This window comes from Bradyrhizobium sp. CCGUVB1N3 (assembly GCF_024199925.1).
Taxonomy (GTDB): domain Bacteria; phylum Pseudomonadota; class Alphaproteobacteria; order Rhizobiales; family Xanthobacteraceae; genus Bradyrhizobium.
Window position 1 is genome coordinate 5,489,425 of record NZ_JANADR010000001.1, and the last position, 24,756, is coordinate 5,514,180.

Here is a 24,756-nt window from a genome sequence, read left to right on the forward strand (position 1 = left end):
GCCCCGTTTGAATCCAAGTGCATCAGGGTGATGCGCTGTCCGAACAAACGCGCTTGCAACGACTCAAGTTCCGCGCGCTCTTGCTGCCGGCCGGTCACAGTCAAGCAAAGGCGGGTTCACGAGTCCGCGACGGAACCTTCCGGTCGAAGGCACGTTCTCCAAAAGTCTTGCGCGCGCGGAGCGTGAGTTCCGTGCGGGAGAGTGGCTGTGCGCGTCCATCCAAGTGAACGTCTGCCCAGTGAGCGTCTGCTTGCCAACGACCGCGAAGGCGCGCCGCTTCCCGACAGCAAGAGCGACCTGCCGCCGGTGATCCGGCGCACCGAGTTCGTCGCCTTCGCGCTGGCGGGCCTGCTTCTGATCGCGGTCGTGGCCGTGCTCTATCTCGGCAGGCCGTTCTTCCTTCCCGTGGTGATGGCCTTCGTCACCGGCACCATGCTGTCGCCGGCGGCAACATTTCTGGAACGGCAACGGGTGCCGCGCGCGCTGGCCGCGGTGCTGATCGCGGTCACGGTCACCGCGATGGTCACCTTCGTCGTCGCCCTGATCGCTTCGCCGGTCATGGAATGGAGCACGCGCCTGCCCGAGCTCGGCGCGCGGCTCAAGGACAAGCTGCATGTGTTCGACCGGCCGCTGGCGCTGTGGCAGGAACTGCAAGCCATGGTCGGCGGTTCGGAAGGCCTGCCGAATTTCCAGATGCCGAAATTCGAATGGGTGCAGCCGACCCTGGAATTCCTGTCGCCGACGTTCACCGAATTCCTGTTGTTCTTCGCGACGCTGATCCTGTTCATCGCGAGCTGGCGCGACCTGAGGCGCGCCCTGATCATGACCTTCAGCGACCGCGACGCGCGGCTGCGCACCTTACGGATCCTCAACGAGATCGAGGTCCATCTCGGCAACTATCTCCTGACGGTGACGGTCATCAATATCGGCGTCGGCATCGCCGCCGGAATCGTCTGTGCGTTGACCGGCATGCCCAATCCGGCCGGGCTGGGCGCGCTGGCTGCGACGCTGAACTTCATCCCGATCATCGGACCGATCGCAATGTTCGTCGTGCTGGTCCTGGTCGGCCTGATCGCCTTTCCGACCCTCGGCAGCGGATTGATGGCAGCGCTCGCCTTCGGCGGCCTCACCTTCCTGGAGGGACATTTCGTCACGCCCACCATCATCGGCCGGCGGCTGGCACTGAATGCATTGGCGGTATTTCTCGCGCTCGCCTTCTGGACCTGGCTGTGGGGCCCGATGGGGGCGTTTCTGTCGTCGCCGCTCCTGATCGTCGCGCTGATCCTGAAGGAGCATCTGGCTCCCACCGATGCGCCGCAATTGCCCGGAGACTAGAGCATGATCCGGAAAAGTGTGGAGCGGTTTTCCGAAAAGATCATGCTCAAACAACAACCTAAAGCGCGATGACGATTCATCCTAATCTCATCGCGCTTTAGGAAGTTTCCGGGAGTGGAACTTCCGTCACGGCGGAGCGTTTTTTGGCTGTCTCACCGACAATGATCCGGGAGCTTTCGATGTCAGCGACCAATGGCGAAACCGGGACGAGAGACTGGACCGACAAGGCCACCCGCGAACGCCTCGAAAAGGATGTCCTAGCCGTGAAAAACGATATCGCCGCCCTCACCGAACAGATCACCGACGCGCTCAATACCTTTGCCAACTCCGCCGGCAAGCAGGCCCGTCGCGGCTACAAGCAGGCGCGCCAGCAGGTGGATTCGGCGATGGATGACGCCTCCGAACGCGGCAGCGCGATGATGGATGCGGCGCAGGACGCAGCGTCCTCGCTGGAGGAAACGCTCGAGGATGCCATCACGCAGCGTCCGCTCGCGACCGTGGGGCTGGCGCTCGGCATCGGCTTCCTGATCGGCATTGCCTGGCGCCGCTAGACGCCGGCCATTGGGGGATTGAGGAGCGAGGGCGATGTTTCAGCGGATGATCGACGGCATCAGCGCCTCGACCGGGGCGACCCTGCGACTGACCTCGCTGGCGGCAGCAGCAGCGCTTGCGCTCTTCATCACCACGGCATTTCTCTGTGCCGCGGTCTTCATCCTGGTGCTGCAAAATTATGGTCCGGTACAGGCCTGCCTCGCCGGCGCCGGCGTGTTCTTCCTGCTCACGCTTGCTGCGGTGGGAAGCTACCTCGCATACAAGAAGGAGGCCGAGAAGCGCGCGCGACAGGCGGCGGAAAAAGCCGCGCGATCCGCAGCGCAGAGCATGCTTTCCGATCCCATGCTGATCGCCACCGGCTTGCAGATCGTCCGCGCCATCGGCGTCAAGCGGCTGCTTCCCATCCTTGCGATTGGCGGCGTGGCGCTCGGGATCATGGCAAGCCGGGCGGGGACACCTGAAGAGGACGCCCCGCCTGAGCCGGCCGAATAATTATCGAGCAAAATTCAAACTGATCAGGTCACGCAGCGGCCGGGCTGGAGCAGCTTTGCAACCTCGGTCAGCGAGCTGACGACGGGTTCGCAGGCGACCGTGGGCTTGCGCCCCTGCCTTTGCAGCAAGACAGGCGGCGGCTTGGCATTGCCGGTCTCTATCCTCGCGGGAACACGCAGCATCACTGACGTATCGGCAAGGTCATTGAGGCGCATCGACAGGGTGCGCGTCGGAACAGACGCGGGCCTCGGATTGGTGATGCGGTCCGCCTTGCCGGCGCGATTGACGATGTGGCTCGGCTGGTCGGCGACGGCCCGCCAGCGATCGGCGAGATCGTGGCCCGATGCCAGTTGCACGGCACCAAGCGTCAGCGTGATGGCGACCGCGCTCAAAAACGCTTTGCTGATCTGTGACATGGTTGTTCGTCCCTCGCCCCATGGCGATCGCTGGAACAACGCTGCCGGATTGTCCGGGGTTCTCAGGCGTCACGATCACTTAACCGTGTGCGAAAGAGAGACAGGATCCGGAAAATAATTTGCACTGCGCTGGAACGAGTTTCGCGCCCCGGCGTCATCATGGCAGCCGGTTATTCCCCCCTGCCCCATAAACCGGCGACGTAGGGCGCGACTGTGGTGATGCCAGTCGCGCCTTACTTTTGTCTGCGAAAATTTCCAATTGTTTCCACCACCGCCCCACCATCCGCCCCACCAATCGTATGTACTCTCAGGAAGTCGTGGGGTTGCCTCATTGGCTGTTGCGGGGAAAAGGCGGCGAATGGACGAACCAGAATCGGGTTTTCGAGGACGCCGGTATGGAGGAACGGGGGTTTTCGCGCAGGAGCCGAAGGATGCTCAGCCAGCTCGGAAATTCAATCGCCAATCGTCAGTTAAGCAAGCCGGACCCATCCGAAAGGAGCGGTTTGCTAGCCATCGTCTTCAACGCGGATTCCAAGACTCGCTCTCGAGCAGTTCGTAGAGGGACCTCACGAGCACCAATCGGCGACGTCCGACACTCCTGGTATGGAGTTGTCCTGCCCCAATCAATTCGTAAATTTTGGTGCGACCCAAGCCAGTTGCTTCGCAAGCGTCGTCTATCGTACAGGTCAAGCGCTGGGCGAAGGGTATTTTGCTTCTGTCTGAATCCTTGGACGCGGAGGGCCTCTCTTCGATTTGTTCTTCGCCATTTCTCTGTCCCTGGTCGCGTCGCATGGGTCTGGCCTATCAAATTTATGGCGATAAAAGTTGCTTGTGCTACCCAAAACCGTCAATGCGAGCACACGAGGGCGGTCGGTTGCGCTAGCGCGCGCCGACGCGGATCAGAAAGCGACCGGATATCAGTTTCGGGGCGAGATTATTTGTTCTTTTTCGGCGCGCCCTCGTCAAATCGTCGAGGCTGAAATTCCTTGTATCGCTGACTCCTGAATTTCCATGGAGCTGCATGCAAAGAAGCTTTTATTGCAAGGGAACCTTCGCTTGGCGGTATGACAAGCAGGGTCGCTAGCTGAGTCTAACCTGTGGCATTGCCAGAATGCCAGCCTCGCCGTAAACGATCCCCGCACCGCTGCTGGCCAGCCTCGCGGCAGCCGACTTGAAGCGGGGCCTGTAGCTCAAAGGTTAGAGCCGGCCGCTCATAACGGTCTGGTTGCAGGTTCGAGTCCTGCCGGGCCCACCATTTCTCGAAAGATCAAAGCCTTGGCTCCGGGATGCCCGCTGGTGGGACATTTCGGTGAGGCATTTTGTCGTGCTTGTTCCGTCCTATCTGGCTGTGTCACGTCACGGCATCTACTATTTTCGATGGCCATTGCGCGTTGCGGCTGCGATCAAACACAGGTCTTCGACCGACTAAACTGTTGCTGTTGCTGTTGCTGACAACATCGCCTGCTGCGGCTCGCCTGAGCCTTGACCGGATATATTTTTGGTGGAGGACATTTATGCGACCGATTGCGGTCATCGCGTTGGCTTGTGTGGCATTCTACTTTTTCTTCAAACACAACGCAGAGCACGGCAAGAACACAGTTCGGGCTTTTCTCTATTTACGTGCGATGGCGGGCGGCGCTTCGGCTGACGAAGCCAATCAGATTGCTGGCACTAGCGTGATCAACGTTTCGATTGAAGTTATCCGAGCGGCACAAGATCATGTACGCATTGCTTATGATGGTCGGCAACTAGCAATGATCGCAAATGCAAAAGCACATGGATTTCAACTAGGCTGCGAATAAGCTAGCGCACACGTTGTCTGACGAGCTTACGCGGGCCCCCGCTCCGATGCCGGGATGCCGCTTTTCATTTTCCACTGCCGAACCAGCATATCCCGAATGCTCAGGTCTTCCGCTAACGCACGCGCGCTGTCGGCCATTATTCGATAATCGCGCGGAAGGATTCCGGCCCGCTTGACGGCTGAACCGGGCAGGTCAAGAATGGCGGCACTCTCACACGCGGGTCTTCCGGTTGCCTCACTGGCAGTGAGTTCCACGGATAGCACCCCGCACGATGGAGCTGTTGTAGCGTCCGATGAACGCCGACGTCACCCCTGCGTCCTCTTGCTGCCGTCAGCATCTGACCGTTGTTGGCATCCGCATGTCGGTGGCCGAATATGATGCCGAACGCGCCAATTCGCGAACGCTCGTCGGCAGCTCGGTTGAAGTAACAACGAAGCGAGATCAAGCGATAGCCCAGCTGTTCCATCGTAGCGGATGGACGCAGCTCGAATTAGCGCAGAAGGAAGGCAAATCCGACGGCTGGGTCAATCAGCGACTGCGATTCGGTGGGTTTTTGAATTTCCTTACGCAGAATCTTCAATCGATACCAGCTAGTCTGACCGAGCGTCGCTTCCGTGGGCTGTGGGAGCAAACCAACAAGGATGCGGCCAACGAGGAATACCGCTTCCAGGACGTGCTTAAGCTCCTGGACGCGGCGCGCGAAGTGCGACCTAGGATTGCCCCTGACATTGTCAAGCAGTTCGGCGACGGCAAGTGGCACGAGGCCGATGCTATCGCCAAGGCGCTCAACACCGACGTTGATCACGTTGACGGCGCCATGCGGATGATGACGAAATACGGCACGCACGGCGCCAAGGCCGAGAAGCGATCCTACGGCACATCCCACCGATATCGCATTTTCAAACAGGACAGAGCGATCGGCTCAGCCGAACTGCTCGAAAAGCTGACGCCCATCATCAAAGGGCTGGAAGCCGAAGGCAGAAGCAGCGCCGCTGCGGCATCGCCCGCGGCCGTTCGTATCCTTGCCGGCAAACTTCGTAAGCTTCTGGATGAATGGACGTAGTGAGCGGCCAGCATGGGAGCACCGTGCTGGCCGCCTATTCAATTCAGGTGCTCGGAGACTAGAGCGATGTTGGACACTACATCACAGGATGCCATTACCAGCGCCGCTGGATTTCACCTCAAGACCATAGAGGTCCAGGACCTGACCATGGCGACGGTCAGGGCCTATCGCGACATGCCCGCCTCCGCCGTCGAGCGCGAGATCAACAGCGGCCATGTCAAGCACTTACGCGAGAAAGCCGATGCCGGTCGTCTGGTCAGCTTTCATTGGGTGACCGCGGAGGTCGCCAACAAGCCCGGCGTCATCTTGCGCATTAATGGCCAGCACAGCTCCACCATGCTGGCCGAGATGGACGCCGCGATACCTTCCGGGCTCAAGGTCATTCGCGAGCATTATCTCTGCGACAACGACGACGCCGTCGCCCTCCTGTTCCAGCAGTGGGATGACCGCAAGTCGAGCCGCAGCTCGGCCGACGTTGCAGGTGTCTATCAGGGTCTGCAGGAAGATCTCAATGACGTCTCGAAGCCCTATGGCAAGCTCGCTGTCGATGGCTATGTTTGGTTCCAACGTTATGTCGAGAAAGTCCCGGCACCCGTCGGGGACCTGGCCTACAGCCTGTTCAGCGACAAGACCCTCCATCCCTTCATCAAGTGGTTCGGGACGCTGCACAACAGCAAAACGCGCGAGCTCCAGAACAAGGCGGTGACCGCAGCCATCTTCGGCACCTATCACGCCAACGAGAGTGCGGCCAAGCCGTTCTGGGAGGATGTGGCGCGCGGCGGCGATCCAGACCAGGAAGACCTGCCTACCACTACGCTCGATCTTTGGCTGCGTAGCATCTACGAGGGCACTATCGAATATGATAAGTTCGGTTCGGCCAATTACTACCAGGGTTGCGTTTACTGCTGGAACCTCTCGCGCGATAACAAGAAGGTCCCTGGCAACGTGAAATACGAGGTCAAGAAGAATTTCGCACTCATTCGCGAGTAGTTGCACCGACTGGGAAGGAACATTGGGCGGGGTCTTCGGCCCCGCCTCAGTGCGGCCGCAGGAAATAAGCCTCACAGTAAGGCTGCTCGCCATAGCCCACGAGGTGATTGAATGAGGCGGCTGATGTCGCTTGTTGGTCCTAGAGAGGATTGAACCGCACGCTTATGATTCAACTCTTACAGAGCATGTAGTAACAGCTACGCTGTCGGTATTGGCCTTACTATAGTATTACACATATAATACTATATTGTATCATTAGCTAGTCCAACATGAGTTGTGTTGTATCCTTCCCCACTTACTTTCTTAGACCGATACACCGACACGGTGCACCGATTCCAATCAAGCAAGCGGAGCGATACAACACGCCTCTGAGCAGCATCATTAGCTGAGCCAACATTGAGCGTAGTTTGTAGAGCCTTCCCCTTTATTTCCTAATAGGGAGGCCAGGCGTCCGAGCGCGGCGCGGATAGCGGGAATTGCCGCTCAACAGTCGCGACCATGCTCAAAGGCCCAGCGCGGCCTACTGATGTGGCTCCGCCGATCCCGCGCAACCAACGCTCACAAATTTCGAGGCGCGATCAGCGGGCTCACCAGAGCTTGGAATGCCCAATCGAGATTTTGCCGCCGCCATACTGGTCGCGCTCTGCTCCGGCTGCAATACTGCCAGCGTTAACCTCCGTGCCTTGTCCTTGAGGCCCGCGCATTCAGAACGCGATACACTGATGCACGCCCGATCCGTAGTTTCTCTGCAATTGCAGTTGGTCCGACGCCCATTGCTTGCAACTCACGAACCTTCGCAACATCAACCGACGGCTTTCGTCCTTTGTAGACGCCTCGCGCCTTTGCTTTGGCAATTCCCTCTAGCTGCCTCTCTCTACGCAAGTTCGTCTCGAACTCAGCAAACACGCCGAGCATGTCTAGAAACGCCTTCCCTGCGGCTGTGCTAGTATCGATGGGCTGTTCAGTAGCCTTCAGTGCAATGCCTTTCTCTTTCAAGGATCGCACGATGTCCTGTAGGTCCCCTATTGAGCGAGCCAGACGGTCAATCCGCGTGACGACTAGGGTGTCGCCCTTCCTCATGAAGTCCCGCAGGATCGCAAGCTCCGTGCGGCCCTTTGGCCAGCACCGCCGCAAGGGAATGCAGTTGGTGTTCGATTTTCTTGAAGCGTTACGCACTGCCCGTGCTTACCCCAAGAAAGGCAATTTGCTGGGCTCCAAAGACGGTGAACCGGCAACATCAGACGACCTCGCAGTCTGGGAAGAGTGCTTTGAGGTTGCGCGCAGCTACTGCGCGTTGCTTCTCGAAGTACATCTCGGATTGAACGCAGACGAAGAACGTCAGCTGTTCCATGACCTGAACCGGTTGAGGAAGGCCTACGACGCCAAGGAAGTCGCAGCGCTGGCACGCGAGGTGATGAAGGACGACGCCGCGACGCGCGGCAAGAGTTTTCCGGCCTATCAAAAAGACCCGCTGGCCGAGGCGCTTCGCGTCATCGAAGGCATCCCGAAAGATAAGGTGTTCGTCGAGGGTTACGCCAACTTCCAGCGCGACATGGTCTATGGCGACAAGCCGGATTTGACGACCGCGATGACCTCGCTGAACGCGCTGGCCGATCAGCTTCGGAAGCTGTGAGCCACATGAGCCCTGTGCCGTTCACGCGCCCGACGATCGTCGCCGCCGTCGAGATGCTTGGCAAGGCGGGGCAAGCAGATTTCAACGACCTTGCTCTCCGTCTTGGCCTCGAAAATGAAAATTCCCTTCGACATGGGGTTGGCGGTCGCCAAGAAGGCAAATCTCCTTGGAGGGCACGTCGTTCAGCATCATCAGGCTGAGATCGATACGCTTGAAGGCAGCATGTCCCTCGCAGAAGCCGTCGTCCGCGAGGCTGTCAAACGCATGCCGCTGGAGCTGGTGAAAGAGTTTGAAACAGCCTTCGCCCGGGGGTTGGTCTGCGATGGCTATGTCATTTGGTTTGATGAGGACGAGCGTCCTCAGCTGCGCGCCGCGCTCCCAAGCGGGCTTGGTCTGCCGGCGGTGGACGACGAGGTGCATCAGCTTTTGAAGCATTTCGGTTTCACGCAGTCGTTTGGCCATCTTGATCAGGGGATCGAGGCCCATGCGCGGGGCGATTGGGCGGCAGCAGCTTTTCCTCGAACTCCAACGTGTAGCGCATGAAGGCAGCCCGGGCTGAGAAAGACCGCCCAAAAAGCTGCGCGCACATCCATCTTTTTTTGGACAATGAGGTTCGTGCCCGGCGTAAAGTGTTCGCGGCGCTCCTCGTATTTCTCCCAGTTTTCGTCGCTGTCATCGGTCTGCGGCTGGACTGTCTTCACTTCGGCATGGGCCGCTTTCCCCATATCGAGGCCGAGGCGGAAGTCGATACGCCCTTCAAGCCCCGCCTGCCGTGGCTCGTATTCAAGCTTCACGATCGAATCGTGTTTGATGAACAGGCCCACGACCGTCAATTCGTTGACCCGTTCGATGATGGCGAGGACCCGTTGCGGGGACGGCTTTGCCCTCCACGCGGCAACGGCGTCTTCAAACTGGCCCCACAGGCGCGAGCCGCCCTCGATCTGCGCGTCGGGCCCCGTGATGGTTTCCCGGTACGCCTCCGTGATCGCGGCAACATGGGCTTCGATTTCCGCTTCAATGGACATTGGGATATTCTGCGCCGGATGGCGGCCGATTCCAATGGGCGGCGCCGCCGCAACGATGGCATCGTAACCCGGATGGTTGCGTGTGGTCGACCTCACCGTCTGAGGCGGATGGTGGATTGACGCCCATCAGCTCAAAAAGGGAGCCGCGTCGGCTATTCGCATCGGTGCTTTTGATTTTCTTGACATGATCAGCAACCCAGTTCGGGTCGATACCCTCCAGTCCGGAGATGGCGTCGCCGAGCAGACAGAGTTGATTGACGGCCATACCGTCCTTTCGCTGCCACAGCCTCGCGAGGCTCGTGTCGCTCGTCGAGAGCCAATCGGCTCCAAACGCGGTTTCATTCGCGCCAAGACGCCGGTCGAACTCGTCATCGGACATGGCCAGGTGATCGCGTTGGCGACCTGCAGCAAATCGGCTTGCCATGTCATCACTCCGCGAGCGCAAAATCGGTATCGCGGCCCCTTGTGCCGAGATGGACATAGGGATCAATGAAGGGCAATCGGTAGGCGTTAGCCGTCCCGCGTTCGTTGGCCCGACTAGGAACGTGCTCGACGTGGACCATTCCCACGGAGGCAAGGAAACTGATGCCTTTCCTGATCCGTGGTCGGGCGATACCCGTGTATGCCTCAATTTTGTCGTAACTGATGTGAGCCATGTTGGTGCTATTCGAGCGCCGCCGAGCAAAGAGATAATAGAGCTTTAGCGCGTGCAGTTCGTTCATTGTCCGCAAATGAAAGTGTTCGAAGCCGATGATCCGGCCAGCGCCATAGAGACCACGCGCTGGAAGCTTCGACCAGCCGCCCGCCTCGTTGTAGTTCAGAAGCTGGAACGTGCTTCGACCTGACGGGGCCCTATCGATCACTTGAAGTTTTTCAAGCACCGTGAGTCCGGCCGACACCTTGGCACGGCTGAGGCCCGTGGCGAGAGCGAGGCGATCATAGGTGCAGATCGCCATGCCCTCGTCATCGGCGTGGTGAGCGATCGGAGCCAGCACCATCAGAGCAGCAATGTTGTTAGACCCGCTGGCTTCCGAATTCGTCCATTGCAGTTGCTTGAGCCCGCCATCCTCGATCCATTTTGAGGGAAGCCGAACCCATTCACGCTTCTTCATCGCGCCGTTCCTTCGCGACGGTGAGGACCGCGTGGATCGCGAACGCCGCCAATCCAAACGCGCCCAACACCACAAGCACAGCCAAGACGCCGCCCGACATGCCGCCGAACACCGCCAACCAATCCGCGACCATCATCGAAGCCTCCTTAGGTCTAAAGCTTCGATTTTTTGAAAGGCGGGCCCATATTATATCTAGAGATAGTAAATCCCTTGGATAGGGTTGAATGAAAGAAAAAGCTCAAAAATACGGAAAAATGGGCAAGCCTGAATGGTTCTTAAAAGCTCCCAAAACAGTTCATGGAACATCACCCGTGAACTGATTTTGATGTCCTCCGCGCCTGCCTCGCATCCGGGCGAGTTTGCGGGCCTCAGGGCAAAACTCGAACGAATAAGGAGCATTGCACATTCACGCGCGCGTGCATCAGTCGCGAGGTTAGCCGATGTGGTGAGCCGAAACATCATTTGACTGGAGACGCTTGACTATCGCGTCAGCGGTCTGAGCCGGCGTCCATGTGGAGACATCGATGAAACCATCAATACTGAACAAGCCAGGGACTTCCGCCTGATCGAGACGCAGAAGCATCATTGTTGCGTCGCGGCGTTGCTTGATGGCGTCCCGAATACGGAATCATTCCCGAGTTCGTTCTTCAAGTGCTCGGCGATTGCGCAGACGAATGGGCGGTGCTCGCCAGGAAATGAAAGCGCAACTCTGTAGCGCCGTGTATCAATCGCCTGCGGCGCCGGTGCTTTGCGTTTCGCCTTGGCGAGCATTGCATCGATCGCAGAGAGGGAAGCCGCGTAAGGATCAACGCCAACCTTGGCTTCCATAAGGTAGCGAGGATGCGTTCGCGCGAGGTGATGCAGGAGATGATTGAGCCAAATCGCCAAACGGTTCGCATTGATGCAGGAGATCGGCTTGCCCGTCGTTGACGGAGGCAGGTTCGATGTGAAATCGGCGATGGCTTGGGTCTTGATCCGCTCGCATTCTTTCTCTGAAAAGAGGTTGGCGGCACGCTGCGCCATGCGAATGAAGTGGGCCGTCGGCTCACCTTCCAGCAACCCGTAACAGGAGAACTGGCAGCCCCTCAAACCGGCCATGGCGAAGTTGCTGGTTTGCATATTGTTGTACAGATGCATGGCTGCATCGTCGGTGTCGTCGAGCTGGCCGTAGTACTGCAAGAGCATGATCTGGTGATTGGGCTTTCTGAAGAGGCGATCGGTCGGAATTTTTTCTTGGGAGAAATACAAGATAGATAACGAGAGGTCCGGGAACTTCCCGGCCTCCTCCTCGAAGGCCTTTTGCAACCGTATCAGTTCTGGTCGTTTATCTGGCGCCGGCATGAGAAGAGGGATGCGATAAAAAGGGGGTTAGGTTTTCAAAAGGCAGCTTGGAACGTAGCTGGGGTCTTGATACTCGAACAGCTGGACCCGCCCCATCGATGTGAGCTGCTGACCGAGGAACACCGAGAGCGCAAACGGCCCATAGAAGAAGAGTCGCGTCATGCGGAGCTGGCGCGCCTTCAAGAGCTTGCCAAACTCCTCCCGAACCGCCATCACCATTGCGACGGCGTTCCATCGCCGCCGATCGATTGCGCACCCTGGCTTGGCGGCGCCATGAAGACGTAAGCATGGGGTGCCTGGCCGGTGGACTCGATGTACCGCATGACATCCACGCGGCCATCTCCACGAATGTTCAGGCCAAGCACGAGGTCGGTGCCGTTTGGGTCGGCCTCCGTGATTTCCGTCTGCAAGGTGTAGCCGGGCGTCGGGGTCGCATCCGAGCGCCAAAGCTCCTTTGCGGGCGGTTGCGGAATTTCGAACGTCCAACTGCCTACCGCCGGAAACGTTGCACCAAGGGCAAGGCCGGTTGAAAGGGCGCATTTTCCGCGGAGCCGGATCGTGCGTACGGCTCCGGCCGTCATGATGTGCTTCCGCAAAGTATCGAGTTGCCGAACAAGATCGTTGGTCCAGGCGTCCAGCGAAGGCACCCTGCGCGCTGCCCGGTCGAAGAGCGGCGTCCAATCCAGCTCGTAATCCGCCGGCGGCGTGAAGGCTTCCTTGGTCCAGTTATGAACCCAAAGCGTCACACTAGCTTCTGCCGACAAATCCGCGAGAACCGCAGAGCGCAACAGCGCTTCGATCGAGGATTTGTCCAGCACCACGCCTTTGCTGGCGCCGACCTTATTCATTAGGGCAGCGTAAGCGGGCAGGACCATCGCTCGAATCTTGCTCGCAAAATCGGGATGGCTGAGCATTCTCGCTATGAAGATATCAAGCGCTCGCTCATCATGCGCCAGATCGCCATACCCGATGTCAACAAAGACCTTCTCATGGATGAAGGCGATTTGTTCGTCGCTCAGGCCGATGGCCCGCATACGCTGGTCGACATCGTGTTGTGTCTGCGCGAGCGCGGGAACATCGTCGTCATAAAAGGGCTTGGCGTTACGAAAACGCGCGAGTCCTGTTTCAACTGGCCGCATCTGCTGCGAAAGACTGGGGCATGCCAGCCGAAATTCCTGATACGTGCCCGGCATGTCGGCATCATACCTGCGAAACGCCTCGATCACGTCCTTGAATTCGGCGGGCGCGACGTCGTGGTCCTTGGTCTGAATGTGTTTCCGGCGCGACTTGCCTTCGTCAACATAGCGGATGTCGATATCGCCGGTGCCTTCCGTAAAGATCTGGTGAAACGAGCCATCTTGCAACCAGATCGGAAGGTGGCACACCGTGTAGCGCGTTTGAAAATCGAAGCCTTTTCCAGCGTTCAAGCCGCCATCGCATCCGGCGAGAGAAGGGATCCGGGAGTGTCGGGCGATCCAGAGGGGGTTTTGGCCATTCCTTTCTCCTACGCCCCGAAGGTCGAACCGAAAAGCTTTCGCCATAGCTTGCGGCTTTCGGCTTCATCGGTTGCATTGAGCGCTTGGCGAGCGGTCGAAGCGGCCGCTTTCACCTGGTCGAGGAAAGCATCAAACTCGGCGCTTTCCCAGCGCTTCGCAACGTTGACGGTCCCCAAACCCGGATCGGCAATGAATGGCACGGTGCCCAAGCCACGATAGAACCCGTAGGTCGAATTGATCCCTTCGAGCACATTCACGACAGCCCGCGCGTGCGACGTCGGAAGCCCGATCGTCTGGTGGACGAGCGTTTCGAGAATGTAGGATTTCGGCTTCGATTTGTCGGTGGGAAGCCGGTCGCGCCAGGATTTCATCAGCTTGACGGTCTGAACGTAATAACCGCCCGTATCCTTGTTCTTCTCGCTTGCGGCGCTGATCTGTCCCTTGGGATGCGACTGCACCCATGCTTTGGCGTCGCGGTCCGGAATCCAGAGCGGACCGTCTTGGTAGACGGGCGTGCCGGGCACGATGTCGAGCCAAACGCCTTTGGCGCTAATGCCAATCGAGCGGCCTTGTGGCCGCGTTTCGCTGTAATATTTGTCGAGCACCCCCTGAAGCCAGGTAAGAACAACCTCGGGCTCGGAGCCTTCGGCTTGAATATCCAGATCAAGGATGCACACAACATCGACGTCTTCGATGTTGTGGATGGCGGTATGTCGTCGGTACGATCCCGTCAGGAATGTTTCTTCGTGAGCGTCCTTGGTGTCTTCGTCCGTCTTGAGCTCATCACGGACTTTCTCATGCGCTTTCTTGGCTGTCTTCACAGCATCGTCATCAGGCTCGCATGAGCTGACATAGCGCGCAAAATCGGCAGAAAGCTCCACGCGTCACTCCTTTTCCGGAAGCGCAGGAAGCTGTGTTGCGTCGAGGCCGTATGCAGCAGCGATGCCGGAAAGGAAATCGCCGCAAACGGGGCACTGCTCGTCCCGTTCAAAGTAGATGCCATACCAGCGGTTAATCGTCATTTCATCACTACTGTCGCTCAAGGGAGGCATGTCGGCATACTGCGTACCGGGTTCGGGCCGGTTGAGCCAGAGATACCACGGCGCATCGAAGTCGCGCTTGAGCACATTGAGCGTGGAGGATTTGTCGGCAAGGAGTTCGAGCATGGCCAGTTTGGCGAGCTGCGTCGCGATGGGGAGCACATCCAAGGAAAGGCCCGGCTCCACGGCGACGGGGCGATCCGAATAGGCGATCGCGTCGGCGTCATCTTGTGAAGATACCTCAACATCGGACGCTTCGTCCGGCAAGGAAGAGACAAAGCATTGCTGGCACGGGGACAGCTTCGGGCGAACGCGCAAGATTTGCCCGCCATAGGCGCGGCGGAAGGCACCGCCATAGACGGCGGACTTGTTGGCCGACACGCAAAGCTCGTTGATGAGCAACTTGCTTTGCCGGTTGTCGGTCCCGCAAATGACGAGGTCGGAGGCCTGCACAAGCCCGGCGATCACGTCGCGATTCTCAAAACCGACGCCGATCACATGCACCTCGACCTGCGCACCAGGGTTCTTTTCAAGAATGAGATCGCGCGTGACATTTACCTTCGCGCGGCCCACCTGCGAGATTCCGCCCGGGTGCCGCACCACATTGCCGACGGATAGGCGATCTCGATCCACCAGGATGAAGTGACCAACGCCGGATTTGGCGAGCTCGACCGCGACATGGGCGCCGCCCGTTCCAAGCCCGATACACAGGACGGTTCGGTCTTTGAGAACAGTCGTTTCCAGTATGCCCGCACGGCGAAGGTCGAGTTGAGGCTCAATATCGGCAAACACGACCTCGCGTTGACGGCCGGCCGTCGCAGCAGGCTCAACGAGCTCGGCCCGGTACGCGATGTTGTCTGGCGATACGAACACATCGGAGCGATGTGCTGGCTTGTCCGTGGGAACGATGGAGATCACCACTCCCTCGGTTGTTTGCCCTTGCGGCTGGCCGAGGACGAGCATCGCTGCCGCACGGGTGCCGCTGCCTTGAATGCACAATTCCAACTGCGTGAGCGCATCGCCATCGTCCCACGAGCTGAAGTCAACGGGAAGGGAGCCAGCTTTTGTCAACGAGAGCCACTTGTCGCGCAGCCATCCCGAGGAAAGCGTGACGACGCCGAACATGTCGGCATCGTCAGCGGTGATATTGAGCGCCTGCGGGGTAGGCACACCCTCGGAAACTGCGACGATCGTGCGCTTCGTCTTGTCGTAGACGAGCTTCGACTTACCGGGTTTCCGCTGCGCGATGGCCTGCATCGCATCGCGGATCATCGAGCGTTGGTCGCTCATGCGGCCTCCTGCATGGTACGGACGAAGTCAGCGAGATCGCGCCCGGTGGCGAGATGCTGTTCGTAGGCTTCGAGCCACAGCATCGCCTTGAGAAACACCTTCTGCAGAACGATGCCTGCATGCCAGCGATCGGCGCGCCAATGGCAAATCTGAACCCAGCCTACCGCGTGGGGCTCAAGGGTGTGCATGGCGTGCGAGACGCCCAGCCGAGAAATGGCCACACGATTGAAATTCAGCAAGGGGTTAGGGTCGGTAATATAGAGTGACGGCCGCTGAGTCGGATGACTCGGCGGGATCATGCAGAAAAGATGATAGTTCCTGCCTACGCTGGTCGTCGCCGTGCCGCCAGCGCTGTACGTATCATCCGCCGGGTGGTGAAAAACGCCGAACTGCGTAAAGCCCTCGTTCTGGAGGATTTGATGTTCAAGCGCCAGGCGCTGCCGCTGTGCCATTGTCCACGTCACGCGTTACCTCTTTGGCGCTTTGCCGCACGATAAACCTGCACGATTCCATTAATGTCGGGCACCACGAGCCCTGCCGGTGCTTCAATTTGCTCCGCGCTGCCCGTCGCCCGATCGAGGCGATGAACCTCAAGCACACCCATCGGCCATTTTTGATCGATGGCGAACGCGAGGTGATGCGGCTCCTTCAACTGGGCTACCAGAATTTTTCCAAACGCCATCGTGTGCTGCTCAATGGGGGCGCCGCTCTCCCGCTCCAGGGCTTCGGCGAGATGCGTGATGGCTCGCTCGCGCGTCGCCGGGTCAACCACAGGCGCACTGCCGAGAACAGGCGGCTCACCCGCATCGCCAATGCGAACACGGTCAAGCGCAACGGTTTCCCATTCCTTGAGCGATTGCTCCGGAAACAAGCCGCGCGCGATCAACGCCTCGCGGACCGGGCTGCAGCCGGCGTGCACCGTAACGCTCATCGCGACCGGCTCTTCCTCCGTGGCGAGGTCGTAGAACCACGGGTGAATGCGCACCGTCGGCGTCTGGCGGGATCCTTCCGTCGTAACGATGATCTCCACCATCCCCGGAAAGGCATTGCGTTTCCCGAGCTGACGAATGCGTCTTCGATCGCCCGAACTCGGTTCCGAGAGGCCGAGCCGGTGATGGGAATGCCAATCGCCGAAATAGCGAAGCGCCCAGTCCGCCGCGAGCGGCTCGCTGAGTTGCCTCAGATAGTCGACGTCCAGGCGGAAATGCGCATTGTCGCGCTGCGCGTTCGGCCCCGCCTTCGTTGCGAGAAACACCGTTGGATGATCCGGCCAGCGTCCGAAGAGATCGCCGCCGGTTTCGACGGTCCACGCCGCTGCCTCGGCGGCGATGGCGCGCAGCTCCGACTCCCAGATCACGAATGGCTTGCTGGCCGCCGGACGGGAAGGAGGCGCTGTGGGCGCACGGTCTACCCGCGGCGCAGGCGCGGACGGCGCCAGTGCCTTGGACCTGCGTCGGCCAAGAAAGCTGGCAATCCGCTTGATTACCATTCCGCCTCACCCAATGACTCAAGACCCAACTCAACTACGAATCGGGAGCAGACCATTCTGCACCATGTTGGCGAACGACCGAAAGTTTTTGATACGTATGGACTCGATCTTCATTTGAGCACTCTACCGAGCGGCGATATATCCCGACGTTCTGACGCGCAAAGAACGCTTCCCGCCCACCGGATCGATATCCGAAGTCGGCCTGTCAGATCGATCACGTCTTTGTCTTTGTCTTTGCCGGCCTACAAACAGTCGGCGCGTGAGGTAGGCATAGTAACGCCGTATCGATATCGAATAATGCAACGCCTCCCGCATCGACGCTTGAATTCCGCGCTAGATCACGTCCTCTCGAAGGATTTCATCGCACCGGTCATTCGCCTTGTCGGCACTGAGCAGCCATCGGCAATTTCGCGAACGCAATGCAATGAACCGTTCAATGATCGACAGTAATTGAGCCCCCACGCGCGCTACGTCCTCGAGGCTCGCCAGGACGGCGTTCGAACTGCCGGCGCGAATGTTCGACCTGGTTCAACGCAGCGGGATAATAGACAATCAGGTGTCGACCCGGCGCTGGCACGGAACAAATCGACTTATCACGCTTGCCTTCGACTTGCGCGGCCCTAACGCTCGATCTGCGGAGCCGTCAGTCCTACGGCGGCGGCTCTTCCATTGTCATAGTTTCGCTTAGTACCCTGTTCCGGCCTATTGAGCCGAACGCGTGCGCTCATTGGTCCGATCGCTCTGCGGCCTCCGCGATGGTGCGCCGCTGCGCAGAACGGTGATTTAGCTTGCTCTCGTTTCAATCCTCGGCAGCGAAGTGTGATATTCATCCACGCTGTCGAGGTCGATCATGGTCTTGCCTCCCATTTTGTAAGCCCTGATCCTGTCAAGGGCGATCAGCTCATAAGCCTTGGTCCTTCCGAATTTGCCATAGCGGCAACCGTCCTTGAACTCGACGAGCCGGCGCCTCTTGTTGCTATCATTGTCGACCATGGTTCCTGCGTGCTTTTCGGTGATGTCTGCCACAACCGGATCAAGCCCCCGCTGAGCGAGATGGGTATGTCCAAGCTGCGATCTTGGTGTCGACGCGGCTTTGCCAGGAAGGCACTGCTCGAGGTTCCTGCTGACTTGTTCGACGCCATCTGCGCTTAGCCCAATAGCGCAGGATGCGTTGGTCTAAATCGCCTGCTGCCAAACAAAAGGCTTTCTGCCGCCTCCGCGAACTGCCGCGCGCTATCGCGTACAAATCGGACGAACCGAGAGCGATCCCGCCGTGCTTCCAACCTGGGTTCGATTCCAGTTGAGGCGATTAGGCAGAGGGAGACAGCATGGGCATGCCTGCTGCCAAGGAGCCCGCAAACTATTTTTTTGCTAGCTAATACGGCGCGTCAGTTTGTTGGTATTCCTGTTGGCATCAACAGCAATCGAAGATAAAATGCCATTTAATTTCAACTAGTTGCGGCACTAAGCTGTTATCGGCCAGGGGCACCAGCCTTCGCTGCTTCGCAGCTACGGCTTGGCGAAGGCGGACTGGGTCGCAGGCCCCTCCCTCGCAATCATCGTGCCCGCCTATATTCTCCTGCGTGGGTCTCCACGCAGCGAGCAGCTTGATGGCCAGACGACGCGCGACCGAAGCAAAGCCAGGCGACCTCCCCCGCTATTTCGTCTGGGTGCGCGGGCTCGAAGGGCCCGAGCCGCAGAAATGGATGGCGATGGATTTCGGCGTCGACGGCTGGAAGCGGGCGCAGGTGCTGGCCTATCTCGAGCTGCCGGAGGAGGAGCGGCATCTGTCGCTGTCGATGCTGGCAAGACGCTATCCGCCGCCGCGGGTGGAGGCGTCGTAACAGGCCCGACCAGAGCAGAACCCTTCACCTCCCCCTGGCCGCCGTCGGCGTTAGCCCGAACCTGCGGCGGAAGCAGCGGTTGAAATAGGACAGATCGTTGAAGCCGCAGGCAAACGCGATGTCGCTGATGCGCCCCTCGCTGCGGGCCAGCAGATCGGCAGCCTTTCGCAGGCGCAGCTCGTTCAAGCGCGTGGTGAAGCTGGCGCCGGCCTCAAAGAGCAGCTCGTTGACGTAGCGCTCGGAGAGACCGGCCGCGAGAGCGAGCTTTTGCGCAGAAAAATCCGGCTCCTCGAAACGCGCTTGCAGGATTGCCAGCGCGGCCTGGAGCCGCACGGCACGCAGGCCCCGCCGCGTGGCCGCGGACGCGACGTCGGCGCGTGCGCCGAGCCCGAGCGCTGCAAGATCGAGCAGATGCGCCGCAATCGCCATGCCGGCCTCGTCGACGGCGGCGTGATGGCGCAGGAGAAGATCGCTGTAGTCCATCGCGAGCGACAGCGCGCCGCCTGGCGCGAGCTCCTGTCCAACCAATTCATCGACGTCGGTGACCATCGCGCGCAGCGTCGCGACCGGCAGATGCACGTTGGTGAAGCGCTTGTGGTTCGCGCCGTCAGCGGCGAAGAACGGCTCGTCGAGCTTGAGCAGCACCATCGATCCCGCCCGCAAGGTGATCTCGCGACCGCGGTGACGCACATGGGAGGCGCGATCACCGGTGTTGCGCACGAGACAGAAGCGGTCGTCGCCGGTCTCGATCACCTGCCGCTTCTCGCGCCGCACGGTGACGAAGCTGCCGTCGCAGCGACCGAGCATCGTAGTGCCGATGTGGATCGAGTTCATTGCAGCGCGAAACGGCACGTCGGACGCTGGGTCGAGTTCACCGGTGTTGGAAAAATGCTCGAACAATTCCGCAAAGCGGATGAAGCGCTGCCGCTCGGACAGGCCCTGCGGCAGCATATCGGTCGACAACGCTTTCCGGACGACGGGCATCGGGGAAGGATTTTGGGGAAAGGACTTTTGAACAGACAGGTTTTTGAACAGACATTTGGCAGGCAACGGAGCGAATTTGCCGGGCGCGGACTGAACGCCCGGTGAACGCACCTCGTCAGGCTATCAGCACGATGACGTGATTTAAACAGCGCCGGTCAGTCCAAACCCGAAATCGTTCGACGCCGGACAGTCCAAGACGGCGCACAGGCTCGCGCCCTATTCAGGCCGCGGATGCGCCGGGCTCGTCTTCACGCCGGCGCCTCCCGGCATTCGGGCGGCCGCAGCCTGACGCCCGCTGGAGGAGACAACGACATGCGAACTTCTCTACCCCGCAGCCTCGCGCTCGGCGCGGCGATCGCTGCAAGCCTCGGCATCGGCTACGCAATCGGCGCCCAGCCACACATGGACGAGAGCATCACGATCCTGCAACAGGCCCGCGTCGAGCTCGCCAAGGCCGAACCGAACAAGGGCGGCCACCGCGAGAAGGCGCTCGGCCTGATCGACCAGGCGATCGCCGAAGTGCGCGCCGGCATCGCCTTTGCCGCTACGCATTGAGCCGCCGGACGGAGGACAATACATGATGCGACACATCCTTGGCGCCGCGTTCGTGCTCGCCACGATCATCGGCTCCGCCCAGGCCGCGCCCCTTGCGCCGGTCGGCGCTCCGGAGACGAGCGACATCGTCGCGGTCGCCGGCGGCTGCGGCGCCGGCTGGCATCGCGGCCCCTATGGCGGGTGCCTGAAGAACTACGCCAACCCGGCCGCCCACGCCTGCCCGCGCGGCTATCACATCGGTCCGAATGGCGGTTGCCGCGGGAACGGGAGGTAAGCTGTCTCCCGGACGCCCGGAGCATCTCGCCCGGGCGTCTACCGGCCTGCTTCGAAAGACGTCGCCTACGATGTCAGTGCCTGCGCGCCGGTCAGCGGCGCCGTGTTGCGGGTTGGGATCAACGTCCGATCGATCGCACCCTTCAGCGTGGTCGAGAGATCACGCAGAAACGTCGTGTCGGAGAAGTACCACGAATGCGACGTCACCGCGTCGAGAGTGACATCACCGGTTCCAGCGTAAGTCGCGTGAAAGTGGTCGGAGCAGTTGACGTTGACGGCTTTCGTCGGTGCATCAGCCGGCAATCCGACGCGACCGACGCGCGGCGAAAGTCCGATGCGCTTCACGTTGGATATTTGCAGGACCTGATCATAGCCATTGAAGAAGTTGGTCAGGCGGTAGCAGTGCCTGTAGGTGCTCTCGGTCTCCGGATTGCCCGCGGAGAACGACGAAGCCGACACGTCGCCGGCGATCAGCACGAGCTGGCCGGCCGTCCACGCCGTCGCGGTGGCCTGTCCATCGTCAGCATGATCAAACGCCTCGCGAATGAGATAGGCCCCGGTTGAATGACCGAGGACGTGGACATTGATGTCGCACTTCTGCTGCTGGGTCCGCACGAACAGTTTGATGCCGGCGCCGACCAGCCGGACGGCGGTGATGCGTGCATGGTCGCGGTCCCTGAGATAAGCGAGCGCCAGATCACCTGAAGGCCAGTCGAAGCTGATCACCTGGCAAGCGAACTGGTTCGCCGTCAGCCCGGCCTGAATCTGCTTATGGCGATCGTCGACGGTCGCAACGGTGTTGTTGTAGCCGTGAACAAAGAAGAGAACGTCGCCGCTCGGCCCATCGTCGGGATAGTTCGGATCGGGCGGAAAGAGCGTCATGATCCGGCGGATCCATTGCGCCTGCGTGATCTGATGCCGGGGCGCGGGTCGTTCGTTGTCCGGGACTTCGAGGTAGCGGGCCGGGCCGAGCTCGATTTCATCCGTGAAATCGCCGCCGGACACTTTTCGCAGGCTGATCCAGTACTTCATTGAATCATCTCGAACGATTGACGCTCCCCGAGCGAGCAAAATCATTGCGACGATCATCGATCACGACGCAGTCGGAGCAAAATGCCCAAACGCCCGACACGGGCCCGCGGTCGGTCTCGATCAAAGCTGACTGCCTTGGCCGCAGAAACTTATCGCGCGCCGATCGGCGCCGTCAATTAAAACGTGTATCTTTCGTTCCGCACGCCCTGCACGGCCTGCACCGGTTTGCCTCCGCCCCATGATTATGGGTGTCGCAGGCGACGCGGCGCAGCTAAGCTCGGTTTCGCGCCGCGGGGGACACGCGGCCCAAGGTTTTTGCCATGACGGAACAGGACGGGGCTCCTGCTGCGATCACCATCCTCCTCGTCGAGGATGATGCGCCGACCTGTTGGCGCTTGCAGGATGCGCTGGTCAAGGCGGGGTACGAGGTGCGCACGGCCGGCACACTCGGCCAGGCGCGCCAGGCGATGGCCGCGCGCGCCCCGGCGGTGCTCCTGACCGACCTCCGCCTGCCCGACGGCCATGGCATCGAGCTGATCCGCGAGACGCGGCAGCGCTTTCCCGATACCGAGATCATGGTGATCTCCGCGCTCGGCGACGAGGAGAGCGTGATCTCCGCGATCACGGTTGGCGCCACCGGCTATCTCCTGAAGGACGCCTTCCCGACCGACATCGCGACCACCGTGCGCGAGCTGGTCGCCGGGCATTCGCCGATCTCGGCCTCGATCGCGCGCTTCATCGTGCGGCGAACGCAAACCACCGCAGCGCCGCCGCCGGGGCCGCTGCTCAACACCGCAAGGCTCACCCCGCGCGAGATCGACATCCTCTGGGGCATCGCCAAGGGGTTCAGCTACGCCGAGATCGCGAGCCATCTCGGCCTGTCGCGCCAGACCGTGCCCGGCCACATCAAGAACATCTATCGCAAGCTCGAGGTGCATACCCGCAGCGAAGCGGTGTTCGAGGCGGTGCAGCAGGGCCTGATCAAGCTGTGAGCGAGGTCGTCGTAGAGCCGCTCGTGACGGCAAAAGCGCGCCGGCGGCTGCGGCTGACACGCCTCGTGCCTTACGTGCTGCTGCAGGTCCTGATCGTGATCGCCTGCATCCTGATGCTGCGACTGATGCCGCCCGACGATCCCGACGACTATGCTGTCTCCGAATTCTCGCTGCGGGAGAATGGTGCGACGCAGGCGGTGACCCTGCCGCATTATACATCGTCGCGCTACTCGCTGCAGGACCCGCCGCTCTATAGCGGCCCCTTCACCTTCCGGGCGAACGGCGCGCAGACGGCGTGGTCGGTGTTCCTGCCGCGCTTCAGCAACGCGGTGGAGGTCGCGGTCAACGGCGTCGTGATCCTGGATTCCCGGCGCGACGACACCGCCAACCGGCCCGACCGCAACACGCCGCAGATCGCGGTGATCACGTCGTCGCTGCTGCATGACGGCTCGAACCAGCTCACCGTACGGCTGTTCGTGTGGGGCCCGCTGAAGGGCTTTCTCGACACCGTCTATGTCGGCCCCGACGACGCCTTGCGACCCACCTACGAGACCCGCACTCTCCTGTTTGTCACGTTGCCCGTGGTGTTTTCCGCCTGGCAATCCTTGCTCGCCGTGATCCTCGCCATCATGTGGCTGATGCGTCGGCGCGAGCCGGTCTATGGCGTGCTCGCGCTGGGAATGCTGATCGGCGCACTGCAGGCCTTTGTACCGCCGCCGGTGCCACCGGCACCCTATCCGCAGCTTGCCGCCATCCTGCTCGCGTCCGCGCCGATCGAGAGCGCGCTGGTGGTCGTGTTCGCCACGCTGTTTTTCGGCTGGCGCTGGCCGCGTTACGGCATGCTGCTGTTCGTACCCGGCCTCTCGATCCTGCTCGTCGGATTGATCGCGAGCCAGCCGCTACCACGCATCGTCTTCCTGTTCCTCGGCGTGCCGACGGTCGGGCTGTGCCTGATGCTGCTCGCCATCATCGTGACCAACGCGGTGATCAAGCGGCAGGACGCGGCGAGCTTCACCTTCGGTTGCGCCGTCACCATCGTGCTGACCTGCTGGTTTCACGACATGCTCTCGGTGTTCGATATCGTGCCTGACGACCGCACCTTCGTCACGCGGCTGTCCTATTCGGCGATGCTGGTGGCGATCGGCGCAGGCCTGACATGGCGGTTTGCCCGCGCGCTGAACCAGGTCGACAGCTTCGCTGGCCAGCTGATCGCCCGCGTGCGCGAGGCCGAGGAGCGGTTGAAGGCAAGCTTTGCCCGCGAGGAGGAGCGCGCGCGGGCCGAAGCCCTCGCCAATGAGCGCACCCGGCTGATGCGCGATCTGCATGACGGCCTCGGCGGCCAGCTCGTCAGCATCGTCGCGCTCTCCGAACGCGGCACGGACGGCGCGCCCATCGCCGACGCCGCGCGCGCCGCACTGAAAGATCTGCGGCTCGTCATCGATTCCATGGACGACATCGGCGGCGATCTGATGCTGGCGCTCGGCTCATGGCGCGAGCGCGCCGCGGCACAGTTGCGCCCGCACGACATCGCGCTCGACTGGCATGTCGCGACGCCGCAGGGCCTGCCGTTGCATCCGGAGCTACGGCCATGGCACGTCATCCAGATCGTGCGCATCCTGGATGAAGCCGTGACCAATGCGGTCAAGCACGCGAAGGCGCGGAAGATCACGGTGACGATCGAGACGCTCGGCGGAGCGCCGCAAGATCGGCGCGGCGTGATCCGCATCGCGGACGACGGCCAGGGTTTTGCACTTCCCGACGCTGGTGCCGCCAATGGCGAGGCGACAGGGGCGAGCCAGACCGCGCGGGGCCTGCGCAACATGAAAAGCCGCGCCTGCCGTTGTGGTGCGGCGCTCGAAATCGACTCCTCCCCGTCAGGCACATCCGTGCGGCTGCAACTGCCGCAGCGCTTTCCCGACAGCGACACGGCCGCGGGCTGAAAAAGCCCCCTCCCCGAACGTGTGGGCGACGCGCGGAGAGAGGGTCGGGCGGGATTGATC

The 24,756-nt window shown here is 60.6% G+C and carries 30 protein-coding genes and 1 tRNA gene; 13 read left to right on the forward strand and 18 right to left on the reverse strand.

Annotated features, from left to right (window positions below; genetic code table 11):
- Positions 1-207: 207 nt before the first annotated feature.
- From NLM33_RS26165 to NLM33_RS26175, 3 genes are all read left to right on the forward strand, one after another.
- On the forward strand, positions 208-1,335 hold the full coding sequence (locus NLM33_RS26165) for an AI-2E family transporter (protein WP_254100152.1): 1,128 nt from the start codon (positions 208-210) through the stop codon (positions 1,333-1,335).
- A gap of 179 nt (positions 1,336-1,514) precedes the next feature.
- Entirely contained in the window at positions 1,515-1,886 is a 372-nt protein-coding gene (locus NLM33_RS26170) for a YqjD family protein (protein WP_254100154.1), read from the forward strand.
- A gap of 34 nt (positions 1,887-1,920) precedes the next feature.
- On the forward strand, positions 1,921-2,379 hold the full coding sequence (locus tag NLM33_RS26175; protein ID WP_254100156.1) for a hypothetical protein: 459 nt from the start codon (positions 1,921-1,923) through the stop codon (positions 2,377-2,379).
- A gap of 23 nt (positions 2,380-2,402) precedes the next feature.
- Here the strand turns inward: NLM33_RS26175 and NLM33_RS26180 are convergent, their stop codons facing one another.
- On the reverse strand, positions 2,403-2,795 hold the full coding sequence (locus NLM33_RS26180) for a hypothetical protein (protein ID WP_254100158.1): 393 nt from the start codon (positions 2,793-2,795) through the stop codon (positions 2,403-2,405).
- Between the two features lie 519 nt (positions 2,796-3,314).
- Complete coding sequence (locus tag NLM33_RS49715; RefSeq protein WP_371929988.1) at positions 3,315-3,587, reverse strand: helix-turn-helix domain-containing protein; 273 nt, start codon at positions 3,585-3,587, stop codon at positions 3,315-3,317.
- A 387-nt stretch (positions 3,588-3,974) separates the two neighbouring features.
- Between NLM33_RS49715 and NLM33_RS26185 the strand changes: the two genes are divergently transcribed.
- The 4 genes from NLM33_RS26185 to NLM33_RS26200 all read left to right on the forward strand — a co-directional run bounded on the left by NLM33_RS26185 (position 3,975) and on the right by NLM33_RS26200 (position 6,650).
- A tRNA-Ile gene (locus NLM33_RS26185) sits at positions 3,975-4,050 on the forward strand.
- A 259-nt stretch (positions 4,051-4,309) separates the two neighbouring features.
- On the forward strand, positions 4,310-4,597 hold the full coding sequence (locus NLM33_RS26190; protein ID WP_254100159.1) for a hypothetical protein: 288 nt from the start codon (positions 4,310-4,312) through the stop codon (positions 4,595-4,597).
- A 292-nt stretch (positions 4,598-4,889) separates the two neighbouring features.
- The gene (locus NLM33_RS26195; RefSeq protein WP_254100161.1) at positions 4,890-5,660 is read left to right on the forward strand and encodes a hypothetical protein; all 771 of its coding nucleotides are present in this window, start codon (positions 4,890-4,892) and stop codon (positions 5,658-5,660) included.
- Between the two features lie 66 nt (positions 5,661-5,726).
- Positions 5,727-6,650, forward strand: coding sequence for a hypothetical protein (locus tag NLM33_RS26200; protein ID WP_254100163.1), 924 nt, complete (start codon positions 5,727-5,729; stop codon positions 6,648-6,650).
- Positions 6,651-7,319: 669 nt separating this feature from the next.
- On the opposite strand, the gene NLM33_RS26205 is transcribed toward NLM33_RS26200, so the two are convergent.
- A complete protein-coding gene (locus NLM33_RS26205; RefSeq protein WP_254100166.1) occupies positions 7,320-7,826 on the reverse strand; it encodes a recombinase family protein in 507 nt (168 codons plus the stop codon).
- Between NLM33_RS26205 and NLM33_RS26210 the strand changes: the two genes are divergently transcribed.
- Positions 7,756-8,283 carry a DNA sulfur modification protein DndB gene (locus NLM33_RS26210; RefSeq protein ID WP_254106211.1) on the forward strand — a complete coding sequence of 176 codons (528 nt, stop codon included), beginning with the start codon at positions 7,756-7,758 and terminating at the stop codon, positions 8,281-8,283. The genes NLM33_RS26205 and NLM33_RS26210 overlap by 71 nt on opposite strands.
- Positions 8,284-8,364: 81 nt before the next feature.
- Here NLM33_RS26210 and NLM33_RS26215 read toward each other — a convergent pair whose 3' ends face one another.
- The 13 genes from NLM33_RS26215 to NLM33_RS26275 all read right to left on the reverse strand — a co-directional run bounded on the left by NLM33_RS26215 (position 8,365) and on the right by NLM33_RS26275 (position 18,102).
- On the reverse strand, positions 8,365-8,769 hold the full coding sequence (locus NLM33_RS26215; RefSeq protein ID WP_254100168.1) for a hypothetical protein: 405 nt from the start codon (positions 8,767-8,769) through the stop codon (positions 8,365-8,367).
- The gene (locus NLM33_RS26220) at positions 8,751-9,308 is read right to left on the reverse strand and encodes a hypothetical protein (protein WP_254100170.1); all 558 of its coding nucleotides are present in this window, start codon (positions 9,306-9,308) and stop codon (positions 8,751-8,753) included. The genes NLM33_RS26215 and NLM33_RS26220 overlap by 19 nt, the downstream gene beginning before the upstream one ends.
- Positions 9,298-9,732, reverse strand: coding sequence for a hypothetical protein (locus tag NLM33_RS26225; protein ID WP_254100171.1), 435 nt, complete (start codon positions 9,730-9,732; stop codon positions 9,298-9,300). Before NLM33_RS26225 ends, NLM33_RS26220 begins: the two co-directional genes overlap by 11 nt.
- 4 nt (positions 9,733-9,736) lie before the next feature.
- Positions 9,737-10,420: a helix-turn-helix domain-containing protein gene (locus tag NLM33_RS26230; RefSeq protein WP_254100173.1), complete on the reverse strand. Its 684-nt coding sequence runs from the start codon at positions 10,418-10,420 to the stop codon at positions 9,737-9,739.
- Positions 10,407-10,556: a hypothetical protein gene (locus NLM33_RS26235; protein ID WP_254100175.1), complete on the reverse strand. Its 150-nt coding sequence runs from the start codon at positions 10,554-10,556 to the stop codon at positions 10,407-10,409. Before NLM33_RS26235 ends, NLM33_RS26230 begins: the two co-directional genes overlap by 14 nt.
- A gap of 446 nt (positions 10,557-11,002) precedes the next feature.
- A complete protein-coding gene (locus NLM33_RS26240; RefSeq protein ID WP_254100177.1) occupies positions 11,003-11,725 on the reverse strand; it encodes a hypothetical protein in 723 nt (240 codons plus the stop codon).
- A gap of 63 nt (positions 11,726-11,788) precedes the next feature.
- Positions 11,789-11,980 carry an SAVED domain-containing protein gene (locus NLM33_RS26245; protein ID WP_371929989.1) on the reverse strand — a complete coding sequence of 64 codons (192 nt, stop codon included), beginning with the start codon at positions 11,978-11,980 and terminating at the stop codon, positions 11,789-11,791.
- Complete coding sequence (locus NLM33_RS26250; protein WP_254100179.1) at positions 11,974-13,188, reverse strand: SAVED domain-containing protein; 1,215 nt, start codon at positions 13,186-13,188, stop codon at positions 11,974-11,976. Before NLM33_RS26250 ends, NLM33_RS26245 begins: the two co-directional genes overlap by 7 nt.
- Positions 13,189-13,265: 77 nt before the next feature.
- A complete protein-coding gene (locus tag NLM33_RS26255) occupies positions 13,266-14,138 on the reverse strand; it encodes a hypothetical protein (RefSeq protein WP_254100181.1) in 873 nt (290 codons plus the stop codon).
- Positions 14,139-14,141: 3 nt separating this feature from the next.
- Entirely contained in the window at positions 14,142-15,587 is a 1,446-nt protein-coding gene (locus NLM33_RS26260; RefSeq protein ID WP_254100183.1) for a ThiF family adenylyltransferase, read from the reverse strand.
- The gene (locus NLM33_RS26265; RefSeq protein ID WP_254100185.1) at positions 15,584-16,051 is read right to left on the reverse strand and encodes a hypothetical protein; all 468 of its coding nucleotides are present in this window, start codon (positions 16,049-16,051) and stop codon (positions 15,584-15,586) included. The genes NLM33_RS26260 and NLM33_RS26265 overlap by 4 nt, the downstream gene beginning before the upstream one ends.
- Positions 16,048-16,842 carry a hypothetical protein gene (locus NLM33_RS26270; protein WP_254100187.1) on the reverse strand — a complete coding sequence of 265 codons (795 nt, stop codon included), beginning with the start codon at positions 16,840-16,842 and terminating at the stop codon, positions 16,048-16,050. The genes NLM33_RS26265 and NLM33_RS26270 overlap by 4 nt, the downstream gene beginning before the upstream one ends.
- 1,017 nt (positions 16,843-17,859) lie before the next feature.
- Positions 17,860-18,102, reverse strand: a complete 243-nt coding sequence (locus tag NLM33_RS26275) for a hypothetical protein (protein WP_254100189.1) — start codon at positions 18,100-18,102, stop codon at positions 17,860-17,862.
- A 584-nt stretch (positions 18,103-18,686) separates the two neighbouring features.
- Here NLM33_RS26275 and NLM33_RS26280 point away from each other — a divergent pair.
- Positions 18,687-18,920, forward strand: a complete 234-nt coding sequence (locus NLM33_RS26280; protein WP_254100191.1) for a hypothetical protein — start codon at positions 18,687-18,689, stop codon at positions 18,918-18,920.
- Positions 18,921-18,944: 24 nt separating this feature from the next.
- Here NLM33_RS26280 and NLM33_RS26285 read toward each other — a convergent pair whose 3' ends face one another.
- On the reverse strand, positions 18,945-19,883 hold the full coding sequence (locus NLM33_RS26285; RefSeq protein WP_254100193.1) for a helix-turn-helix transcriptional regulator: 939 nt from the start codon (positions 19,881-19,883) through the stop codon (positions 18,945-18,947).
- A gap of 333 nt (positions 19,884-20,216) precedes the next feature.
- On the opposite strand from NLM33_RS26285, the gene NLM33_RS26290 reads away from it, so the two are divergent.
- Together NLM33_RS26290 and NLM33_RS26295 are read left to right on the forward strand one after the other, a co-directional pair.
- Positions 20,217-20,459 (forward strand): hypothetical protein, encoded by a 243-nt coding sequence (locus NLM33_RS26290; RefSeq protein WP_254100195.1) that lies wholly within the window; start codon positions 20,217-20,219, stop codon positions 20,457-20,459.
- Positions 20,460-20,481: 22 nt separating this feature from the next.
- A complete protein-coding gene (locus NLM33_RS26295) occupies positions 20,482-20,733 on the forward strand; it encodes a GCG_CRPN prefix-to-repeats domain-containing protein (RefSeq protein ID WP_371929990.1) in 252 nt (83 codons plus the stop codon).
- Positions 20,734-20,798: 65 nt separating this feature from the next.
- On the opposite strand, the gene NLM33_RS26300 is transcribed toward NLM33_RS26295, so the two are convergent.
- Positions 20,799-21,764, reverse strand: a complete 966-nt coding sequence (locus tag NLM33_RS26300) for an alpha/beta hydrolase (protein ID WP_254100197.1) — start codon at positions 21,762-21,764, stop codon at positions 20,799-20,801.
- 320 nt (positions 21,765-22,084) lie between these two features.
- On the opposite strand from NLM33_RS26300, the gene NLM33_RS26305 reads away from it, so the two are divergent.
- Both NLM33_RS26305 and NLM33_RS26310 read left to right on the forward strand, forming a co-directional pair.
- Positions 22,085-22,756: a response regulator transcription factor gene (locus NLM33_RS26305; protein WP_254100199.1), complete on the forward strand. Its 672-nt coding sequence runs from the start codon at positions 22,085-22,087 to the stop codon at positions 22,754-22,756.
- Positions 22,753-24,696, forward strand: a complete 1,944-nt coding sequence (locus NLM33_RS26310; RefSeq protein WP_254100201.1) for an ATP-binding protein — start codon at positions 22,753-22,755, stop codon at positions 24,694-24,696. Before NLM33_RS26305 ends, NLM33_RS26310 begins: the two co-directional genes overlap by 4 nt.
- Positions 24,697-24,756 lie beyond the last annotated feature (60 nt).

Excerpts from the sequence above, each read along its gene's own strand:
- NLM33_RS26170 (WP_254100154.1), top strand. The coding sequence starts at position 1,515 with ATGTCAGCGACCAATGGCGAAACCGGGACGAGAGACTGGACCGACAAG.
- NLM33_RS26175 (WP_254100156.1), top strand. The coding sequence starts at position 1,921 with ATGTTTCAGCGGATGATCGACGGCATCAGCGCCTCGACCGGGGCGACC.
- NLM33_RS26180 (WP_254100158.1), bottom strand. The coding sequence starts at position 2,795 with ATGTCACAGATCAGCAAAGCGTTTTTGAGCGCGGTCGCCATCACGCTG.
- NLM33_RS49715 (WP_371929988.1), bottom strand. The coding sequence starts at position 3,587 with ATGCGACGCGACCAGGGACAGAGAAATGGCGAAGAACAAATCGAAGAG.
- NLM33_RS26190 (WP_254100159.1), top strand. The coding sequence starts at position 4,310 with ATGCGACCGATTGCGGTCATCGCGTTGGCTTGTGTGGCATTCTACTTT.
- NLM33_RS26195 (WP_254100161.1), top strand. The coding sequence starts at position 4,890 with ATGAACGCCGACGTCACCCCTGCGTCCTCTTGCTGCCGTCAGCATCTG.
- NLM33_RS26200 (WP_254100163.1), top strand. The coding sequence starts at position 5,727 with ATGTTGGACACTACATCACAGGATGCCATTACCAGCGCCGCTGGATTT.
- NLM33_RS26215 (WP_254100168.1), bottom strand. The coding sequence starts at position 8,769 with ATGGGCCTCGATCCCCTGATCAAGATGGCCAAACGACTGCGTGAAACC.
- NLM33_RS26220 (WP_254100170.1), bottom strand. The coding sequence starts at position 9,308 with ATGTCCATTGAAGCGGAAATCGAAGCCCATGTTGCCGCGATCACGGAG.
- NLM33_RS26225 (WP_254100171.1), bottom strand. The coding sequence starts at position 9,732 with ATGGCAAGCCGATTTGCTGCAGGTCGCCAACGCGATCACCTGGCCATG.
- NLM33_RS26230 (WP_254100173.1), bottom strand. The coding sequence starts at position 10,420 with ATGAAGAAGCGTGAATGGGTTCGGCTTCCCTCAAAATGGATCGAGGAT.
- NLM33_RS26235 (WP_254100175.1), bottom strand. The coding sequence starts at position 10,556 with ATGATGGTCGCGGATTGGTTGGCGGTGTTCGGCGGCATGTCGGGCGGC.
- NLM33_RS26245 (WP_371929989.1), bottom strand. The coding sequence starts at position 11,980 with ATGGTGATGGCGGTTCGGGAGGAGTTTGGCAAGCTCTTGAAGGCGCGC.
- NLM33_RS26260 (WP_254100183.1), bottom strand. The coding sequence starts at position 15,587 with ATGAGCGACCAACGCTCGATGATCCGCGATGCGATGCAGGCCATCGCG.
- NLM33_RS26280 (WP_254100191.1), top strand. The coding sequence starts at position 18,687 with ATGGCCAGACGACGCGCGACCGAAGCAAAGCCAGGCGACCTCCCCCGC.
- NLM33_RS26290 (WP_254100195.1), top strand. The coding sequence starts at position 20,217 with ATGCGAACTTCTCTACCCCGCAGCCTCGCGCTCGGCGCGGCGATCGCT.
- NLM33_RS26295 (WP_371929990.1), top strand. The coding sequence starts at position 20,482 with ATGATGCGACACATCCTTGGCGCCGCGTTCGTGCTCGCCACGATCATC.
- NLM33_RS26300 (WP_254100197.1), bottom strand. The coding sequence starts at position 21,764 with ATGAAGTACTGGATCAGCCTGCGAAAAGTGTCCGGCGGCGATTTCACG.
- NLM33_RS26305 (WP_254100199.1), top strand. The coding sequence starts at position 22,085 with ATGACGGAACAGGACGGGGCTCCTGCTGCGATCACCATCCTCCTCGTC.